General features: G+C 60.1%; 22 protein-coding genes. 14 read left to right on the forward strand and 8 right to left on the reverse strand.

Annotated elements, in window-relative coordinates; genetic code table 11:
- Positions 1 to 75 precede the first annotated feature (75 nt).
- A complete protein-coding gene (locus tag ACFOZ5_RS17630; protein WP_379889776.1) occupies positions 76 to 1,248 on the forward strand; it encodes an acetyl-CoA C-acyltransferase in 1,173 nt (390 codons plus the stop codon).
- Between the two features lie 191 nt (positions 1,249 to 1,439).
- Here ACFOZ5_RS17630 and ACFOZ5_RS17635 read toward each other — a convergent pair whose 3' ends face one another.
- The 3 genes from ACFOZ5_RS17635 to ACFOZ5_RS17645 form a co-directional block, all read right to left on the reverse strand.
- A complete protein-coding gene (locus ACFOZ5_RS17635; RefSeq protein ID WP_379889778.1) occupies positions 1,440 to 1,928 on the reverse strand; it encodes a hypothetical protein in 489 nt (162 codons plus the stop codon).
- Positions 1,928 to 2,833, reverse strand: coding sequence for an NAD synthetase (locus ACFOZ5_RS17640; protein ID WP_379889780.1), 906 nt, complete (start codon positions 2,831 to 2,833; stop codon positions 1,928 to 1,930). Before ACFOZ5_RS17640 ends, ACFOZ5_RS17635 begins: the two co-directional genes overlap by 1 nt.
- Before the next feature lie 140 nt (positions 2,834 to 2,973).
- Entirely contained in the window at positions 2,974 to 3,798 is an 825-nt protein-coding gene (locus ACFOZ5_RS17645) for a crotonase/enoyl-CoA hydratase family protein (protein WP_379889781.1), read from the reverse strand.
- Positions 3,799 to 4,154: 356 nt separating this feature from the next.
- Here ACFOZ5_RS17645 and ACFOZ5_RS17650 point away from each other — a divergent pair, with 356 nt between their 5' ends.
- The 13 genes from ACFOZ5_RS17650 (at position 4,155) to apbC (ending at position 14,799) form a co-directional block, all read left to right on the forward strand.
- A complete protein-coding gene (locus tag ACFOZ5_RS17650) occupies positions 4,155 to 5,516 on the forward strand; it encodes an ABC transporter substrate-binding protein (RefSeq protein ID WP_379889783.1) in 1,362 nt (453 codons plus the stop codon).
- Between the two features lie 58 nt (positions 5,517 to 5,574).
- A complete protein-coding gene (locus ACFOZ5_RS17655) occupies positions 5,575 to 6,507 on the forward strand; it encodes an ABC transporter permease (RefSeq protein ID WP_379889785.1) in 933 nt (310 codons plus the stop codon).
- Positions 6,508 to 6,608: 101 nt separating this feature from the next.
- Positions 6,609 to 7,385, forward strand: coding sequence for an ABC transporter ATP-binding protein (locus ACFOZ5_RS17660; RefSeq protein ID WP_379889867.1), 777 nt, complete (start codon positions 6,609 to 6,611; stop codon positions 7,383 to 7,385).
- Positions 7,386 to 7,456: 71 nt separating this feature from the next.
- Complete coding sequence (locus tag ACFOZ5_RS17665) at positions 7,457 to 8,200, forward strand: GntR family transcriptional regulator (RefSeq protein WP_379889787.1); 744 nt, start codon at positions 7,457 to 7,459, stop codon at positions 8,198 to 8,200.
- A 9-nt stretch (positions 8,201 to 8,209) separates the two neighbouring features.
- On the forward strand, positions 8,210 to 9,943 hold the full coding sequence (locus ACFOZ5_RS17670; protein ID WP_379889789.1) for a fumarate reductase/succinate dehydrogenase flavoprotein subunit: 1,734 nt from the start codon (positions 8,210 to 8,212) through the stop codon (positions 9,941 to 9,943).
- A gap of 49 nt (positions 9,944 to 9,992) precedes the next feature.
- Positions 9,993 to 10,226 (forward strand): 4Fe-4S dicluster domain-containing protein, encoded by a 234-nt coding sequence (locus tag ACFOZ5_RS17675; RefSeq protein ID WP_328185450.1) that lies wholly within the window; start codon positions 9,993 to 9,995, stop codon positions 10,224 to 10,226.
- 8 nt (positions 10,227 to 10,234) lie between these two features.
- On the forward strand, positions 10,235 to 11,194 hold the full coding sequence (locus ACFOZ5_RS17680) for a HEAT repeat domain-containing protein (protein ID WP_379889792.1): 960 nt from the start codon (positions 10,235 to 10,237) through the stop codon (positions 11,192 to 11,194).
- Between the two features lie 72 nt (positions 11,195 to 11,266).
- The gene (gene fdxA / locus ACFOZ5_RS17685) at positions 11,267 to 11,590 is read left to right on the forward strand and encodes a ferredoxin FdxA (RefSeq protein WP_379889794.1); all 324 of its coding nucleotides are present in this window, start codon (positions 11,267 to 11,269) and stop codon (positions 11,588 to 11,590) included.
- 3 nt (positions 11,591 to 11,593) lie between these two features.
- Positions 11,594 to 11,773: a hypothetical protein gene (locus ACFOZ5_RS17690; protein WP_379889796.1), complete on the forward strand. Its 180-nt coding sequence runs from the start codon at positions 11,594 to 11,596 to the stop codon at positions 11,771 to 11,773.
- Positions 11,770 to 12,099, forward strand: coding sequence for a DUF971 domain-containing protein (locus ACFOZ5_RS17695; protein WP_379889797.1), 330 nt, complete (start codon positions 11,770 to 11,772; stop codon positions 12,097 to 12,099). The genes ACFOZ5_RS17690 and ACFOZ5_RS17695 overlap by 4 nt, the downstream gene beginning before the upstream one ends.
- Positions 12,096 to 13,103, forward strand: a complete 1,008-nt coding sequence (locus tag ACFOZ5_RS17700; protein ID WP_379889799.1) for a YeiH family protein — start codon at positions 12,096 to 12,098, stop codon at positions 13,101 to 13,103. Before ACFOZ5_RS17695 ends, ACFOZ5_RS17700 begins: the two co-directional genes overlap by 4 nt.
- Before the next feature lie 42 nt (positions 13,104 to 13,145).
- A complete protein-coding gene (locus tag ACFOZ5_RS17705) occupies positions 13,146 to 13,922 on the forward strand; it encodes a ferredoxin--NADP reductase (protein WP_379889801.1) in 777 nt (258 codons plus the stop codon).
- 31 nt (positions 13,923 to 13,953) lie between these two features.
- The gene (gene apbC, locus ACFOZ5_RS17710) at positions 13,954 to 14,799 is read left to right on the forward strand and encodes an iron-sulfur cluster carrier protein ApbC (protein WP_379889869.1); all 846 of its coding nucleotides are present in this window, start codon (positions 13,954 to 13,956) and stop codon (positions 14,797 to 14,799) included.
- Between the two features lie 31 nt (positions 14,800 to 14,830).
- Here apbC and ACFOZ5_RS17715 read toward each other — a convergent pair whose 3' ends face one another.
- The 5 genes from ACFOZ5_RS17715 to ACFOZ5_RS17735 all read right to left on the reverse strand — a co-directional run bounded on the left by ACFOZ5_RS17715 (position 14,831) and on the right by ACFOZ5_RS17735 (position 18,809).
- A complete protein-coding gene (locus ACFOZ5_RS17715) occupies positions 14,831 to 15,529 on the reverse strand; it encodes an META domain-containing protein (protein ID WP_379889803.1) in 699 nt (232 codons plus the stop codon).
- Positions 15,530 to 15,682: 153 nt separating this feature from the next.
- Entirely contained in the window at positions 15,683 to 16,468 is a 786-nt protein-coding gene (locus tag ACFOZ5_RS17720) for a ParA family protein (protein WP_379889805.1), read from the reverse strand.
- 77 nt (positions 16,469 to 16,545) lie between these two features.
- Positions 16,546 to 17,076 (reverse strand): DUF6795 domain-containing protein, encoded by a 531-nt coding sequence (locus tag ACFOZ5_RS17725; protein ID WP_379889807.1) that lies wholly within the window; start codon positions 17,074 to 17,076, stop codon positions 16,546 to 16,548.
- A 32-nt stretch (positions 17,077 to 17,108) separates the two neighbouring features.
- On the reverse strand, positions 17,109 to 18,278 hold the full coding sequence (locus ACFOZ5_RS17730) for a lipase family protein (protein ID WP_379889809.1): 1,170 nt from the start codon (positions 18,276 to 18,278) through the stop codon (positions 17,109 to 17,111).
- Positions 18,279 to 18,296: 18 nt separating this feature from the next.
- Positions 18,297 to 18,809, reverse strand: a complete 513-nt coding sequence (locus ACFOZ5_RS17735) for a DUF6795 domain-containing protein (protein ID WP_379889811.1) — start codon at positions 18,807 to 18,809, stop codon at positions 18,297 to 18,299.
- Between the last annotated feature and the right edge of the window lie 292 nt (positions 18,810 to 19,101).

Genomic DNA, 19,101 nt, shown 5'->3' on the forward strand with positions numbered 1-19,101 from the left:
GGTCCGACGCATCGACCCCGGACCCGCGAACGCAGTATTCTGTAGCCAGACACTGATAACGAAAGGTAGCTCAACGTGACTTATGATCCTGTCGTCATTACCAGCATCGCCCGCACCCCCATGGGCGGTTTCCAGGGCGACCTGAAGGCCTTGTCCGGCACCCAGCTTGGCGCCTCTGCTCTCAAGGCCGCCATTGAACGCTCCGGGCTGGGCAGCAAAGACGTCAGCGAAGTCATGATGGGCAATGTTCTGCCCGCCGGCCTGGGGCAGGCGCCGGCCAGACAGGCAGCCATTGGTGCCGGGCTGGATCTGTCCACCCCCTGCACCACCATCAGCAAGGTGTGCGGTTCCGGCATGAAGGCGACCATGCTCGCCCATGATCTGATTACGGTGGGCAGCGCTGACATCATCGCCGCCGGCGGCATGGAGAGTATGACCAATGCCCCCTACCTGGTGCCGAAGATGCGTGGTGGCGCCCGTCTGGGCCACGCGGAGATGCTGGACCATATGTTCTTCGATGGCCTGGAAGACGCCTACGACAAGGGCCGGCTGATGGGCACCTTTGCGGAATCCTGCGCGGATCATTATGGCTTTACTCGCGAACAGCAGGATGCTTACGCCCTGGCCTCCCTGGACCGCGCGCTCTCGGCCATCGAGAATGGCCATTTCCGCAATGAGATTACCCCGGTGGACACCGGCCGCGGCATGGTGGACGTGGACGAGCAGCCCGGCAAGGCCCGTCCGGACAAGATTCCGGGCCTGAAACCGGCCTTCCGCAGGGACGGCACGGTCACCGCCGCCAATTCCTCATCCATATCCGATGGCGGCGCCGCCCTGGTGCTGATGCGTCAGTCGGAAGCCGAAAAGCGTGGCCTGAAACCCCTGGCGGCCGTTCGCGGCCACAGCAGCCACGCCCGGGCCCCGGAATGGTTCACTACGGCGCCGGTGGGCGCCATCCAGGGCCTGATGGAAAAAACCGGCTGGAGCGTGTCGGATGTGGACCTGTTCGAAATCAACGAGGCCTTCGCTGTCGTGCCCCTGGCCGCCATGAAGGAACTGGACATCCCCCACGACAAGGTTAACGTGCACGGCGGCGCCTGCGCCCTGGGCCATCCGCTGGGCGCTTCCGGTTCACGGATTATCGTGACCTTGCTTGGCGCCATGCAGACTTATGACCTGAAGCGGGGCATAGCTTCGCTTTGTATTGGTGGGGGTGAGGCTACTGCGATTGCGGTGGAGCAACTGTAGCGTTTCAGGCTGGTCGGGTTCTAACCCCATTTTATAGAGACTGGGCACCGTGCAAGACGCCCCGGCGACCGGGGCGCCCTATAGCTCACAGTCGCCTCCCGGTTTTCTCTCCCAGGAGTCAATCCTTTGCCCACTTTCATCAAGGGTCACTGAGCAATTGTGCCCATCTAGCCGAAAGTGAGCCTTCTGCTCTATTGCTGCGAATGCTGATTTGCTCTGTGCCAGGTCCAGATAACTCGAAAGTACTCAATACACTCTGAATATCGTCGTGAGCGGTAAAAAAACCGTGCCGCTACTGCTAAAGTTGTTCCTACGATACCCGTTGCAACTACAGAAGTATCCGAGGCGAGCCCGCCCACGATCGCGGCCACCGCCAGCACCCCGACGTAAAAGATATTCATTACCAATAGAAAACGATGAGCACCGGTTCGACCACGGGTGAGCAAGAAGGTTGCTGTTACAAGAACCAGAATCAATACCACCAGGATCGCAGCACCCACGGATGCATCAATATCACCCCCTAAAAAGTGGCTCAGCCACGTCATTAGAATGCTGAGCAACGCACCAGTTGCGACCGCCATCAAAATCACCGCAGCGATAAAATGTACGGTGCCCCTGGGAAACGGTTGATACTCTACGGGTGGCCCCTGCGGGTCAGACCTTTTTCCTGCTCTGCCCATCAGTCCTCCGAATACACAGCAATCGCCAGGTTCCTAATTCCCCCGCCTGAGGCGCTTCCGAGGAAGGTGAGACCTGCACCAACCGCTTCCTTGATCTGTTTTATGGTCGTAGCCTTGACAGCTTCATTGGGAAATCGTTTCGGAGTAATGCCTTCGCGCTGTCGTTTCTTTATCAGTTGGTTAGATATACCCGGTAAACGTGCACGCTCGACCTCTTGAGTGAATCTTCGCCGCTCCTGCCGGGATAACCCTGAAAGCGCTTTTCGCGGGGTCACGCCAGAAGCAACTTTGATTTTAACCAATTTGATTGTCGACAATCCTGCAGCAGTAGCGCCTCCTACTGAGATCGCGTCAAGTGCCAGCGTGGCATGACGGTACCAAGCCTCGCTATCGAGCTCATCGTTAGCAGCCGGGTCGTTGATTTCGTTAAACGTACGGTAACTGGAATTGGCACATTGCACTGTACTTGCGGCGGCTGCACCATAAGAGAGACCAGTCAGGAAGGTTGAACTCCCAGCACTAAACGGGATCGCAGCTCCGGAACCAACCACAACGATCCATCCGAGGACAGCCGAACCGCAGGAAAGAATAGCGCCTGCAGCCTCCAAGACCAGTTTAGACTCACGCTCGTTAGTCTTTACCTCAGTGATATATTCGATGGGCGGCTGCTCAATCGGAGGCTCTCGCAGAATCACTTTAACGGGCTTGGTGAAACAGACTGGCTCAAACTCCCTAAGCGTTACTGAGGTTCCGTGACCATCAATGAACACCACACCCGCACCAATCAGTGAATAGTCATCATCAATCGCTTTAAAGATTTTTTCCTGGTCCAGAACAATATTGAGGCGAGTTCTCAGGCGTTCCTGTGGGAAGGAGGGCTGGTTCGTCAGAATGGAGTAGAGCATGCACTATCCTTAGTGTTAGGTGGATCCGTCCGATAACACTCGTTGAAAAGAACGAGTTCTGTAAAAGTTTACACTGCCTCTTAATTCATGAGCAACCAGAGCCTGACTCCCAGATTGTCGGGAGCCAGGCGAAGAAATTCTCAAATTTCCGGATCCACAAACTCCGGCGCCCGCTTCTCCAGGTTGGCATATACCGCCTCTACCTGATTCGGGCTGCCGATGATGCGATCCTGCTCACGGGATTCTTCCAGCAGGATACGGGCAGCGTGTTCCTTCGGGGTGATGGCGCTATTGAGCATGCGCTTCATGGCGCGGATGGCGTCCGGGCTCTTGCCGGCAATCGCCTGGGCCTGGGCCAGCGCTTCTTCCCGCGGGGTTGCAGTAATTCGAGTGGCAAGGCCGACATCCAGCGCTTCCTCACCGGACAGGATCCGGCCGGTATAACAAAGCTCCCGGGCAATGTCGGGGCGCACCAGCTCGTTGACCAGCACCATGCCGCCCATATCCGGCACCAGGCCCCACTTGATTTCTATCACCGCCCACTTGGAGTCCGGCGTGGTGTAACGGATATCCGCCCCCAGCGCGATCTGCAACCCGCCACCAAAACAGGCGCCATGCACCGCCGCAATCACCGGCACCGGCACATCCCGCCACACCATGGCCACGTACTGGGCGAGGTTGGAGTCGCCGTGGGTGCGCAGCTCCAGACCCATGTCCGTGGAGCTGGCATTGCCCTCTGCCATCCTGGAAAAGTTGCCCATGTCCAGGCCGGCACAGAAGGCGCGGCCTTCCCCGCTGACCACCACAGCTCTCACCGACGGGTCGTTCTTCAGGGATTCACCGGCCTCAACCAGGTCGCTGAACATGGCCGTGCTAATGGCGTTCATTTTCTCGGGGCGGTTGAGGCGGACCTCGACCACGCCTTTCACATCCGTCGGAATTACCTGCACCGTATCGCCGGCCATCTTGCCTCCTTCTGACTGTTCATTGTTGTAGATAGGGAACAAACGTTTGAGCCATTGAACCGCGTTTTGAACCTGCGGGCAAATGGATACCTCGTCGGCTAACAAGTTGCACTACTTGTTATAGGCGCCGCGAATCCCCTTGCGCCCCCATGGAACCGGAATACGCCCTTCGCACCAAACACGAGCGCACAGCAGACGATTCACTTTCACACCTATCTGGTCCGCCGCCTTCTCAATAACCCCAAGAAAACAGTGACCTGCCGATACGCACCGCTCTTCTGGCACGCCGGCTGCAACACCTACCACAGGCATCATGACCTGTTAGTACAAGTGGACCAACCAGGAAGGCTAGAACGATGAGAGACTCAAAAAAACTGGCAACACTCACGCTGTGTAGTTCGCTGTCGCTTCTCGCGGCTGGCGCATCGGCAGAAACCATCCGCGTCGGTATCGGGCACCAGAGCATGGTGACCAACACCATCCCTGGCGGCATCATTCTCGAAAAACTGGAGCTGCTGGAGAAGCACCTGCCCACTACCGGCAAATACGAAGACGTTGACTACGAGATCATCTACCGGGACTACGACTCCGGCCCACCCATCACCAACCAGATGCTGGCTGGCAAGCTGGATTTCGGGGTGATGGGAGACTACCCCCTGATTGTGAACGGCGCCAAGTTCCAGGAGACCGGCAAGCAGGAAACCCGTTTCATCGCGGTGACCGGCTACAACCTGCGGGGCACCGGTAACGGCATCGTGGTCCCCATCGACTCTGACGCCCAGAGCCTGGCGGACCTGGAAGGCAAGCAGCTTTCCGTGCCCGTGGGCAGCGCTGCCTGGGGCATGACCCTGAAAGCCCTCAGTGAAGCCGGCCTCAGCGACAAGGTGCAGATCGTCAACCAGAGCCCACCGGTTGGTGCCGCCAACATTCAGGCGGGTCGCATCGACGCCCATGCGGACTTCTGCCCCTGGTCGGAGATCATGGAATTCCGTGGCACCGGCCGCAAGATCTACGACGGCAGTGAAGCCGAGATCCCCACCTTCCACGGCACCGTGGTGCGCAAGGATTTCGCCGACCAGTACCCGGAAGTGGTGGAGGGCTACCTGACCGCCACCCTGGAAGCCCAGAAGTGGATCCAGGACGACCCCATGAACGCGGCGGTGCAGGTATCCGAGTGGACCGGCGTGGAGAAGGAGGTGCTCTACCTCTACTTCAGTGAAGGCGGCATCACCACCTTCGAAGCCAGCGTCAAGCCGGAATGGGTAGACGCCCTGGAATACGACCACGCCCTGCTGCAGCGGGAAGTGGAAGTGCCCGACCTGGATTTCGGTCGCTGGGTGGATGACAGCTACCTCCGCAACGCCTACGAGACCATGGATATGGACTACGAGGCTCTGGTCAGCACCGTGGTGGACACCAAGCCCAATAACCCTGACTTCGCACCTGCGGAAATCTGGTTCGCCGACAAGGGCATCGTCACCTATGACAGCGTGGCCGACATGCTGGCTGCTCAATCAGAAGCCGGCGACGGCATCAATGCCACCTACGTCTACGACAACCTCACCGGCCTGAAGCTGTTCGGCAAGGCAGCCTATCTGGTGAAAGGCGCCGATGGCGACGTGGTGGCTTTCCTCAAGAAAGCCGACTCCGACAACTACATCGCTGAAAACGGCGGCGCCCTGATTAACCGGGACAGCACCGTGGCCATGGCTGAGTGACCCAGGTCCAGGCGGCTGCCCTCGCGGCAGCCGCCTGGAAAGGTCTTAGGAGCAGACAATGGACAGCAAGAGCAACGCAGCACTGAAAACCACGGAGCCGGAGACCGCCGAACAGACGGCCCCCGCTTCGTCAGTGGCGAGCCCCGCCAGCGCAGGACCCGCCGCCAACACGCCCACAACAGCATCGAAGCCGTCACCCGCCAGGCTCTGGTTCAAAGCCACCGGTAGCCGCTATCTGGTCCGGGTGACCGCTCTGATCGTGGCGGTCGCCCTGTGGCAGATCGCCTCTGACAACGGATTCAACCTTTACATCAATTTCGACAACATCCCGGCACCCACCGCCGTGTGGTCAGCCCTGGTGACAGAATTGGGCGGGCAGGAATTCTACCTGCACATCATGCACAGCCTGCAACGGGTGGCGCTTGCCTACGGTCTCGCCGTGGTACTGGGCGTGGTACTGGGTGTAGCCATGGGCCGCTCCCGCTGGGCGGAAGATATCATCCTGCCCTATATCGAACTGTTGCGGCCGATCCCGGCAGTGGCCTGGATACCCCTGGCCATCCTGATGCTGCCGACCGAGCAGTCCAGCATCATCTTCATCACCTTCCTGGGGGCCCTGTTCCCTGTGGTGCTGAATACCACCCACGGGGTGGAACAAACCAACCCGACCCTGATCCGTGCCGCCCGCAGCCTGGGCGCCAGCAACCGCGCCATCCTCTGGCATGTGGTGCTGCCCGGTGCCATGCCGTCCATAGTCGCCGGCCTGGCCATCGGCATGGGCGTGGCCTGGTTCTCCCTGCTCGCCGGGGAAATCATCAGTGGCCAATACGGCATCGGCTATTACACCTGGAATTCCTACACCCTGATCCAGTATCCACAGATCATCATCGGCATGCTCGTCATCGGGGGCCTCGGCACCCTGTGCACCCTGCTCGTGCGCAAGGCCTGTAACCCACTGCTGAAGTGGCAAGTCAAAGGAGGTCAGTCATGAGTGAGGCAGCCCTGATGAACGATAACCGCCTGGCCGTGCTGGACCACAGCCGTCTGCGCGGCAAAAGCCAGAAACCCGGCGAGGACCGGGGGCGAATCTCGATGCGGGATGTGGACATCGTGTTCGACACCGCCAGCGGCCCGCATGTGGCCGTGCAGGGTGCCGACCTGACCATCCGCCCCGGCGAATTCGTGTGCCTGCTGGGCCCGTCCGGCTGCGGCAAGTCCACGCTGATGAACACCGTAGCGGGTTTTGTGAAACCCAGTCGCGGCGAAGTCACCCTGGATGGCAATCCGGTCTCTCAGCCGGGACCCGACCGGGGCATGGTATTCCAGCAGCATTCCCTGTTCCCGTGGAAAACGGTGATGGAGAACGTGGCGTTCGGTCCGTTAATGGCCGGTACCAGCCGCCGCGAAGCCACCAGCATTGCCCGCACCTTCCTGTCGCTGGTGGGCCTGGCGGCGTTTGAGAACGCCTACCCCAACACCCTGTCCGGCGGCATGCAGCAACGGGTGGGTATCGCCCGCGCCCTGGCCAACTACCCCAGCGTATTGCTGATGGACGAGCCGTTCGGGGCCCTGGACGCCCAGACCCGCACCATGATGCAGGAGAACCTGCTGGAGATCTGGAGCGAGTTCCACAACACCGTGGTGTTCGTGACTCACGACATCGATGAGGCGGTGTTCCTGTCGGACCGCATCGTGGTGATGAGTGCCAGCCCTGGTCGCATTATCGCGGACATCCCGGTGGAACTGCCGCGGCCGCGGGAGCAGTCCCTGATCACCACGCCGGAGTTCATGGAGCTCAAGCGCCAGTGCCTGGACCTGATCCGCCAGGAAACCCTCAATGCGTTCCAGCAGCAGAACAAGGCGGGGTGAATCATGAGCCATTCAATCCTCACGTCGCCTGCACTCGCCATGACCTGTCATAACAAGCGGGAGGGCGAAGCATGAACAACGCCACTCAACTGATGGCCGGGCATTCACCGCTGCCGCTTTACGTGCAGATCCGTGACAGCCTCCGTCGGCAGATCCTCGAGGGCCAGTACCAGGTCCACGAACGGCTGCCGTCCGAGAACGCGATGATGAAAACCTTCGGGGTCAGCCGGATCACCATTCGCCAGGCCCTGCGGGACCTGCACAACGAAGGGCTGGTGTTCTCCGCCCAGGGCAAGGGCACCTTTGTCAGCAAGCCCAAGGCGGTGCAGAACGTGCAACGCCTGGAAGGCTTCGGCGAGGCCATGGCCGCACAGGGCTACGAGGCGTCCGCCCGGGTGCTGAGCATCCAGCAGATGAAGGCACCCAAGGCGGTAGCTTCGGCGCTGGACCTTCACGCCGGTGACGACGTGGTGGAAGTGAAGCGCGTGCGCTACCTGAACCGGGAGCCGGTCTGCATCGAGAACAGCTATTTTCCCCTGGATATCGGTCGGCAGATGTTCACCCTCGACCTGTCCGGGGACATCTTCCCGATGCTGGAGAACCTGTTCGGCCTGCCCCTGGGCGGTGCCGATATCGGCCTGGACGCCATCCTCGCGGATGACGAAACCCAGCAATACCTCAACCTCCGCGCCGGCGAGGCCATCCTCCGCGTCGAGCGCCTGACCCACAACCGGGACGGCCGTCCCATTGATTTCGAGTACCTCTGCTACCGAGGCGATTCCTTCAAATACCAATTCCGGATCGACCGGAAATAGGAGCACCTGATGAAGATCAACGACATTCCCGTAATCGACACCGATGTACTGGTTATCGGCGGCGGCACGGCCGGACCCATGGCTGCCGTCACTGCCAAGGAGCAGGACCCGAACCTGAAGGTCATGCTGCTGGAGAAGGCCAATGTGAAGCGTTCCGGCGCCATCTCCATGGGTATGGACGGCCTCAACAATGCCGTGGTACCTGGCCACGCCACCCCGGAGCAGTACGTGAAGGAAATCACCATCGCCAACGATGGCGTCGTCCACCAGCCGGCGCTGATGGCCTACGCCACCCGCTCGTTCCCGATGATCGAGAAGCTGGACTCCTGGGGCGTGCACTTCCAGAAGGACGAGACCGGCGACTACGACATGAAGAAGGTGCACCACCTGGGCACCTATGTACTGCCGATGCCTGAGGGTCACAACGTCAAGAAGATCCTCTACCGCCGCCTGCGCCGCAACCGGGTGGAGATTGAGAACCGCTACACCGCCACCCGCCTGCTGAAGGACCCGGACGGCAAGATTGCGGGCATGATCGGTGTGAACACCCGTACCGCCGAGCCCATCATCATCCGTGCCAAGGCGGTGATCATGGCCACCGGCGCGGCTGGCCGCATCGGCCTGCCAACCTCCGGCTACCTGTTCGGCACCTACGAGAATCCCGCCAATAACGGCGATGGTCACGCGATGGCCTACCACGCCGGCGCCGACCTGGCGAACCTGGAATGCTATCAGGTGAATCCCCTGCTGAAGGACTACAACGGCCCGGCCTGCGCCTATGTCACCGGCCCCCTGGGCGGCTTCACCTCCAACGCCTTCGGCGAGCGCTTCATCGAGTGCGACTACTGGTCCGGCCAGATGATGCTGGAGTTCTTCAAAGAACTGGAATCCGGTACCGGCCCGGTGTTCCTCAAGCTCGATCACCTGGCGGAGGAAACCATCCAGGAAATCGAGACTGTGCTGCACACCAACGAGCGCCCCAGCCGTGGCCGCTTCCATGAGGGCCGGAAAGTGAACTACCGCCAGCGCATGGTGGAAATGCACATCTCGGAGATCGGCTTCTGTTCCGGGCACTCTGCCTCCGGCGTGTGGACCGACGAAACCGGCGCCACCACCGTGCCCGGCCTCTATGGCGCAGGCGACATGGCCAGCGTGCCCCACAACTACATGCTGGGGGCCTTCGTGTATGGCCAGATCTGTGGCGAGAGTGCTGCCGAGTTCGTCAAGACCCGGGGTGACATCAAGCTGGATGAGGATTTCATCAAAGCCGAACTGGAGCGCATCCAGGCACCCATGAAGCGCACCGACGGCATCCCTCCGGAGCAGATGGAATACAAGGTGCGCCGCCTGGTGAACGACTACCTGCAGCCGCCCAAGGTCACCAAGAAGATGGAGATCGGCCTGGAGCGCATCCTGTCCGTGCGGGACGACGTGCCCATGCTCTGCGCCCGCGACCCCCACGAGCTGCTCCGGGCCATGGAAGTGCAGTCCATTATCGACTGCGCCGAGATGGCCGCCCGGGCCTCCCTGTACCGCACCGAATCCCGCTGGGGCCTCTACCACTACCGGGTGGACTGCCCGGACCAGAACAACGAGGACTGGTTCTGCCACACCCGCCTGTACAAGGACGACCACGGCAACATGGCCAGCGGCAAGCGCCCCATCGCCGACTACATCGTGTCCCTCGGTGAAGAGAAGGACGCCTACAACAAGCTGCGGGTCCAGAAAGCCGCCAACGCCTGATTCATAAGGGCTTTGCGGATTCATAAAGACTTTGAGAGAGGAAACAACCATGCCTATCGCCAATCACCATTCCACCGTCCCGGTCGTCGTGGACGAAGACAAATGCATCGCCGACAAGGGCTGCACCGTGTGCATCGATGTGTGCCCCCTGGATGTCCTTTGGATCAACGAAGACACCGGCAAGGCCCACATGAAATACGACGAGTGCTGGTACTGCATGCCCTGCGAGGCGGACTGCCCCACGGATGCCGTCACCGTCAACATTCCCTACCTGCTGAGCTGAGGTGAGCCATGAAGACCTACGACGACCCCGAACTGCAGGCCATCGCCGTCAAACTGGCCTCCGATGACCCCGGCATCCGCCGTGTCGGTGTGCTCGACCTGGTGGACTCCGGCGAGCCAGAGGCGGTGGAACTGCTGCTGCTCGCCCTGCGGGACAGCGACACCGCCGTGCGCCAGGAAGCCGCCAAGGTGGTGGACGAGTTCGAAGCCGAGGACATGGCCGACGCCCTGATCGCCGCCCTCGGTGACAACGACGAGGTGGTGCGCAATGCCGCCGCCCACGCCCTGGCCGACCTCAAGGATCCCGCCGTGGCGGAGCCGCTGCTGGAAGCGCTGGACTCCAGCTCCGACGGTTTCGTGGTGGCTGGCATCCTGCGGGCCCTCAAGCCACTGCGCCACCCGGGCTCCCAGCGCCCGGCCCTGAAACGCCTTGGCGACGACGACCCGGTGGTGCGCCGGGAAGCGGTGGGGGTCATTGGCTGGCTCAAGCAGCCGGAGAACCTGCCTGCCCTGGTAGAAACCGCCCAGCACGATAAGGACCCGGAGGTACGTCGGGCCGCCACTGGCGCCCTGGTGTATGCGAGCCCGCAGCAGGTGGGACAACCCCTGATCGGGCTGCTGACCGACGAACACTGGCAGGTACGCTGCGAGGCCGCCAACAGCATTGGCAAGCTCGACCACCAGGCCGCCTTGCCCGCGCTGATGACCGCCACACGGGACGAGCTCTGGCAGGTACGCGAGAAAGCCGTGGACGCTCTGGGCAAGCTGGGTTCCGCACAGGCCATCCCGGTACTGGGCGAATGCTCCCAGGATGCCATGAGCAACCTGCGCAAGGCCGCCATCGGCGCGCTGGGCACCATTGGCCACAGCGACGGCCTGCCCTTCGTGCAGAGCGCCATGGATGACCCGGACCCGGACGTTCGCAAGCTGGCCCGCTGGGCCATGTCGAAGCTGGACAACGCCGCCTGAGTCTTCTGCCCTGGCCGGACGCGAGGCGTCTGGTCGGGGTGGCTGCGGCCATCGTTACGAAGGAGAAAACCCATGACCTTTGTTGTCACTGAAAACTGCATTCGCTGCAAGTACACCGACTGCGTGGACGTGTGCCCGGCCGACTGCTTTCACGAAGGCCCCAACTTCCTGGTGATCAACCCGGAGACCTGCATCGATTGCAGCCTGTGCGTGCAGGAGTGCCCGGCGGAAGCCATCTATGAGGAAGCCGACCTGCCGGACGACCAGCGCCACTTTATCGAACTGAACGCCGAACTGGCCCAGGTCTGGCCGGTGATCAGCGAGGTGGGATCGCCACTGCCGGAAGCCGAGCAATGGATCGATCAGGGGGAAAAGCTGCAGTACCTGGAGCGTTGAGTGATGAGCCAACTTGTCATAACGAGTTTGAAAACGCTGGCGGTACTGGTCGCACTGATGACCGCCAGCCAAAGCAGCGCCCGGCCCCTGGATATACCGGTGAACACGGTTCAGATGCCGGAAGCGCCCGCTGAGCCAGCCATCCGCAAAACGACGACCGATGTTGAAGGAGTAACACCATGACTGCTGAAGCCCTTGCTCAAACCAGCACGGCCACGGAACCGCCCAGCCAGATTCGCCTCCGTCGCAAACAGAAGATGGTGGAAGTCACCTGGCCCGATGGCCTGGAAAGCCGCCTGAGCTGCCTGACCCTGCGCAAGTCCTGCGCCTGTTCCAGCTGCAGCAGCGCAAGGCAGAAGGGCGTCATCAGCCTGATCGACGCCGACATCGGCATCGACAACCTGAATGTGCACGGGGTCAGTGCCATGCAGTTCCATTTCAGCGACGGCCACAACCGGGGGCTCTACCCCTGGGCGTACCTGCGCCAGCTGTGTGAGCAGGTGTCATGAACACCGGTTCGCGCGCCCTGGACCACCCCTGGGCACTACCGCTCAAGCGCCGCTATCCGGGAGCGGCCCTGTGCGTGGTGGTGGCCCTGGCCGGCAGCTTCCTGGCGGAGCACTACGGCGCCCCGGCGCTGGTGCTGGTGCTGTTGCTGGGCTTCGGGTTTGCCAGCCAGGCCAGTGACGAGCGCATGCGCCCGGGGGTGGATTTTTGCGCCCGCCCGATTCTGCGGCTTGGGGTCGCCCTGCTGGGTGCCCGTATCGGCGCGGAACAGCTGATGGCTGTGGGCAGCCTGCCCCTGCTGGTGGTGCTCACCTGTGTGCCCCTCACCATTGGTAGCGCCCTGTTGCTGGGGCACTGGCTGAACCTTCCCCGGATGCAAAGCCTAGTGGCGGGGGTGGCCGTGGCCATCTGCGGTGTGTCCGCTGCCGTTGCGGTCGCGGCTGTCATTCCCCAGGGCAAGCTGGAAGAACGGCGACTTCTGGGCGTGGTGGTGGGCGTTACCGGGCTGGGCACCCTGTCCATGCTGCTGCTCCCGCCACTGTTCACCGGGCTGGGGTTCAGTGAGCTCCATACTGGCCTGTTATTGGGTGCCAGCATTCACGATGTGGCCCAGGCGGCCGGCGCCGGCTACCTGGTATCCGATAACGCCGGTGACATCGCCACCTTGACCAAACTGTTGCGGGTCGCGCTGCTGGCACCGCTGATCCTGCTGCTGGGTGCGCTACTGAACGACCGCAGCTCTGGCCCCGCCGATCACCCCTGGTTCCTGCTGGGCTTCGTGGCGCTGTTTGCCCTCAACAGCCTGGGCTGGTTGCCGGAAGAACTACGCCAGCTGCTGGTGACCGCCTCTGGCGCCTGCCTGCTGGTGGTGATGGCTGCGCTGGGCATGCGCACCAGCCTAGGCGCCATTATCGCCCAGGGCTGGCGCCCGATGGCGTTGCTGGCAAGCCTGAGCGGGCTGCTGGTGCTCAGCGCCATGGCTACCCTGACCCTCTATTCATCCTGATTCCACCTGACTGACAAGATCACTATCCAAGGAGAAGACATCATGGCTGCATTGGGAAAAGAAAGCGTTATCAGCGTTCACCACTGGAACGACACTCTGTTCAGTTTCCGTACCACGCGGGACCAGAGCCTGCGCTTCGAGAACGGTCACTTCGTGATGATCGGCCTGCCGGTGGACGGCAAGCCGCTGCTGCGGGCCTATAGCATTGCCAGCGCCAATCATGACGAGTACCTGGAGTTCCTCAGCATCAAGGTGCCCGACGGACCACTCACCTCACGCCTGCAACACCTGAAGGAGGGCGATGACCTGTTCATCAGCCGCAAGCCGGTGGGTACCCTGGTCATGCATGACCTCACCCCCGCCAAAAATCTCTACCTGTTCGGCACCGGCACCGGTCTGGCGCCCTTCATGAGCATCATCCGCGACCCGGAGGCCTATGAGCGTTTCGACAAGGTGATCCTGGTGCACTGCGTGCGGGAAGTGAGCGAGCTGGCCTATCACGATTACCTGACCGAGGAGCTGCCCAACCACGAATTCCTGGGCGAGTACATTCGCGACAAGCTGGTGTACTACCCCACCGTGACCCGCGAACCCTTCCGCACCCAGGGCCGCATCACCACCCTGATCGAGAACGGCAAGATGGCCGAAGATCTGGGCCTGCCACAACTCAACCCGGAGACCGACCGGGTGATGCTCTGCGGCAGTCCGGCCATGCTGGACTCCCTCACCACCATGCTTGATGAGCTGGGTTTCCAGGGGTCGCCGCAACAGGGCGAACCCGGTGACTACGTCATCGAACGTGCCTTTGTGGAAAAATAGGAGAAGGCTTATGTCCAGTTCCGTGGTCAACATGCCCCAGCGTGGCGATGCGGGGGCCGGCGGCCCCCACGCCGTGCCCGGGGTCAAGCACCTGATCGCCGTCGCCTCCGGCAAGGGCGGCGTCGGCAAATCCACCACCGCCACCAACCTGGCCCTCGCCCTGGCAGCGGAAGGCGCCAAGGTCGGTATGCTCGACGCCGACCTCTACGGCCCCAGCCAGCCCCGCATGCTGGGTATCACTGGCTCGCCGGAAACCCGCGACGGCAAAATGGAACCGTTGATGGGCCATGGCATCCAGACCATGTCCATTGGCTTCATGATGGATGAGGAGACCCCGGTAATCTGGCGTGGGCCTATGGTGACCCGGGCACTGCAACAGCTGGTATACGACACCCGCTGGGACAACCTGGACTACCTGATCGTCGATTTGCCACCAGGCACCGGCGACATCCACCTGACCATGGCCCAGAAGCTTCCGGTCTCCGGCGTGGTGATTGTCACCACCCCCCAGGACATCGCCCTGCTGGATGCCCGTAAGGGCCTGGCCATGTTCGAAAAGGTGAATGTTCCAGTGTTGGGGATTGTCGAGAACATGAGCACCCATGTCTGCAGCGAATGTGGCCATGAGGAGCATATCTTCGGGCAAGGAGGCGCGGCGCGAATGGCCGAGCAGGCCGGCACCAGAGTATTGGGGGAACTGCCCCTGGATATCCGTGTTCGTGAGGGGGCGGATTCAGGGCGTCCGGTTGTGCTGGATGATCCCGGTGGCTCCCTGTCACAGGCCTATCAAGGGGTTGCCCGGAGCATCATTGTTGAGATGGAGCGCATCGACCAGAGCTCCAGTTTTGATCAGGGTCCGGAAATAACAATAGTGTGACCAGGTGGGTCGGCTTAAGGCGCCCTGCCACTCAGTCCGACGGCAGGGCCTTTAAACTACGTTCCGGGCCACTACTCAGCTCCAGTGCACCTGTTTCACTCAGACCAAACCTGCGGGCGTTGGCCACCGTATCCAACACCCGGTCTTCCTGCTTCATCAGGGCAGGAGCACATGCCATGCTCGTGGTCGCAAGCTCACTGACATCAATGCCCTCACCGGTAATTTCATAGTTACCGGAATAACGGTTGCATCCGGCGTTGCCCTGGATCCGGCCATTACCACTGAACTCAATGGTGATCCGGGAGTAGTCGATGATGCCCTGGCTATTGAGATCCTCAACCACCCATCTTGTACCGGTTAACAGGCTCTCGGGGTCGCCGGCACAGCCTTCCAGCACCTGGTTTTCGATCGTTACCGTTGCGGTGTAAGGATAGGGCAGCCCGCTCATGCTGTCGGTGCAATACCGGTCACGGACATGCAGAACAAGCTCCTGGCCCTCTGAACTGGTAGCGGTATACCGGTAACCCTGATCCGTGGGCTCGGGTTTGGGAGCCGGGGCCTGGAACCGCTTCTCGCCGTACTGGTAACGGAGGTCAAGATCGTCTTCGGTCAGCTTGAGTATCCAGCCAGGTTCCTGTCCGATTGCACGCAGGGGAAGTTCGGGGGGCCACGAAGAGTGCGCTTTGCCAGCTTCTGCCTGCTCTCTGCCGTCGTCGGAACTCGCCTTCATAGTGTCAGGTGGCGTTCCAGTTTGACAACCTGCCAGGGTCAGGATTGTCGTTGCCGGCAACAGGGTTTTGAGGCGCATATCAATTTCCCCTCTGGTTACCGATGCTTCCGGTACTTTCAACCAAACTACGCGGGATTCTGGGCCATTAAAGGCTCAACCAGCCGAGACCGGCGCTCTGTCCAGCGCATCGTAAAGCTCGCAGAACTGCTGTGTCAGTGGATGACTGGGAGCCATGTAAATCAGGGGCTCCTGGCGCTGGTGGGATTCCTTCATCTTCACCGAGCTGGACAGCCGCACCGATGCTACCGGCAGCCCTTCGTCCAGCAGCTCCTGAATCACCTGCTGGGGTAACCGGGCCCGGGCCTGGTACTGGTTGGCGATGATGCCTTCCACCACCAGGTTCTCGTTATGATCTTCCCGCAGGTCGCCAATCTCGTTGAGGGTGTTGTACAGGGCCTGGCGGGAGAAATCATCGCAATCGAACGGAATCAGGCAACGGTCCGCCGCCACCAGGGCGGCACGGGCGTAAAAGTTCATGGAGGGGGCGGTGTCGATGTAGATCTCGTCGAAGTCGCCCTCCAGCTTCTTCAGGGCTTCCCGGAGCTTGTAGATCTTGTGCTTGGCTTCCAGCTTGCGCTCCAGGAACTCCAGTTCCGGGCTGGCGGGCATGACATACAGCCCCGGGAAACGGGTGCTATGTACGAAATCCTCCGACGGCCGGTTGAAAACAGTAAAGGTGACCGTCTGCTCCAGCAGATCCGCCACCGTGTCGGTCAGCCCTTCCGGGGACTTGCCCAACAGATACAGGGTGGAATTGCCCTGGGGGTCCAGATCCACCACCAGCGCCCGCTTGCCCTTCGACGCAGCGATCGCCGCCAGATTACACGCAATACTGGATTTACCGACGCCACCTTTCTGGTTAAAGACCACTCGCCTCATGGTGCCTCCGTTGCACGGGTTACCGGGGAATGCATTCCGTTCAGCTTAGCAGGCCTGCGGTGGAATGGGGGTGGCGTCTAACCCCGTTTATCCCGGATTTGTAGATAAGTTTCCTTACCAGGCCAGCGACATATGGAAAATATATTGTGGTCAAAACTTGGGTGTTCAACATCCGGAAAACCCAGCTGTGCCTCCGGATCGAACAGGTCACAGTTCATTTGTGCCATGACTTCAGTAATGGTCTTCGCCCCTTTAAACCCGCCCGTCACCCGGTACCATAAAAGATATTGCTCTCCCTGGTACTCAACCGTCATGGTCTGGAACAGGCGAATTTCCGACAGGGGAAGACCGGGGTGCCGACTGTAGATCTCCCACTCAGGAAACGAAAAGTGACCACTCTTGTCGGTTTTCGTCTCGCGCACCTCGGTATCTTCAAGGTGGGCCTCCTGAACCACTGTCAGCCCCTCCATGGGCACACCGCTGATGGTGAGGGTTCCGTTCACCTCCGGAAAAAGCTGGTAGTGACTCTTACGGAAATAGTCCCACAACCCCGCAGCGCTCGCGGTAGTCGAAAGCAGTGATAACAGGAGTAAAACCGCACCGCCCATTCGGGTCAATCGTACTTTGTACCTGCAACCGCTCATGTTCGCTCGACCGCCTGTCTCACCGCGCTGTATAAAGCCCCCGTTGTCTGATCGAATACCCACCGGATGAAGCGGAAAGTCAGGTCGATAACGCTAGTTACAGTAGCTTTGGCGAAAGCCAGCATATGGCCGAGCAACCCTCGTGTCTGATCGGCAAATGACGTCGATGCCTTGGCAATGTCTTCCAGCGTTCGAGCAAGGAGGTCGTAGAACGTTAACGAGGTACTGATTGCCGCTTGAGCCAGCACAGCGGAGTAATAACCCGCATCCTTGAGCAAAGTCACCAACGCAGCAGCAAGCTTTTCTGCCCAATAGTTCGAAAAAGTCGCTTCATGACGCCGTTCATAATCCAGTCGCACCGGAGTGTTCAGAAAGTCAGTAGACTTTTGGTGCAGCATCTTCCAGTCAGCAGAATTTGCGGTGTTCCGGTATCCAGGTTCGCCGTCCTGACCCATAATGTGGGCCTCCTTGGACAGTCCTGAACTTCCGTCCAACCGGTATTCAATTCCATCCACCGGCGCGTGCATGAAAGGCCATAACGGAACCATAGGCACTGGATCTGCCCCATGAGTACAGCGAAAAATTTTGCTCTCTCCAAAGGAGGATTGGGTAGCAAACCCTTTCATACCAACCCGCGGAGCACCGAACGTATAGAGCTGGACCTTTTTCCGGTATCGATGTCTGATCCACTCCGCCGTCAGCGCAGCCAAGGCGCCCCCCAGACTATGCCCTACGCAATGAATTCCTTGGATATTCTGACCTGTAAAAAGAGGGCTCACCAGCTTTTCCAAGGGAGCCTTCATGCTCTCGAAAGTTTCGTTAAAGCCCGTATGAACATATGAGCCGCCAACAGAGGATGAAAACCCGATATTTCCGTTCGTCATCCAGTCATTGATAGACCGGGTGCCCCTTATGGCTATGACATGATGGCCTTGAAACCTTCCTTTTCCGTGAGCCACAAACGCGAATCCTGTGGCTTTCCTGAACAAACCGAAAACTCCACCGCTTTGCCCAATAACCGGACCGCCGGAAAGATTCACATCAAAGAAGTCCGGAAACTCCATTCCGTATGTATTGACCCTGACAATGCCTTCACTACCAGGCTCTATAACGTCATAAACTGTTTCCGCAAACTCGGAAGCCATCCTTGGTGAAATTGGTGTCATAGTTCCCTCTCGTTTTTTCTACTCGTTGTCCCATCGACAAACACTGAAGGTGCTGTGTGGAAATTGAGGCTTTTCGATATTCTCGAATCCCTGTTCAATTTCCGGAGCGCTCAACTCGCACCGCATGGAGGCCAGCCTGTTGGCAATACCCGTTCGCCAATGGATAGTTCCCGGTGTGGCATACCACAGCAGGTACTTTTCTCCCTGGAAATTAACAGTGACAATCTGCCGGACCCTTGTCTCGTCCAATAGCTTATTTGGCCTGCTTGATTTGATATTTTTCTCCGGGAAGTGAAACGCTCCGTTTTCGCCCGTGATCGTCTCTTCCCTATACTCTTGGTCATAGTCCAGTGTTCGGACCACCTGTGCGCCTGCAACCGGCTTTCCATTGAGCATTACTATCCCGTTTACCTCCGGCGAAAGATGAACCTCGGTTTTTTTAGCGAATCCAAACATCCCCGCAGACACCTCACTGATCACAAGTACAAGAAGAACCCCGATAAGTATCGGAAAACGGTTGATGGAGAGCATAACCACTCCAGATTGAACACGACTGAGAAAGGGAACCCGCAGGCGGAATGCAGGCTGGCAGTGCTTTGACGGTAGGCGCATACGGCGCCGCATAGGCAGGCGTGCGTTGCTGGCTTCATCCCTGAAATCCTGTTGCAGCCCCCGGAAGGGGCCGATCATCCATTTGCACATAATACTCTCGCGATGGCGAGGACAGGTCAACGGTACCAGGTCTCAAATTTCCACCGTGCGCTAGTGTGCCTTAACACCAGTTTTCCTTTACTATCGAAGGCGATCTCCAGTGCCCCATGGA

This window comes from Marinobacter lacisalsi, assembly GCF_042651045.1.
GTDB lineage: Bacteria > Pseudomonadota > Gammaproteobacteria > Pseudomonadales > Oleiphilaceae > Marinobacter > Marinobacter lacisalsi.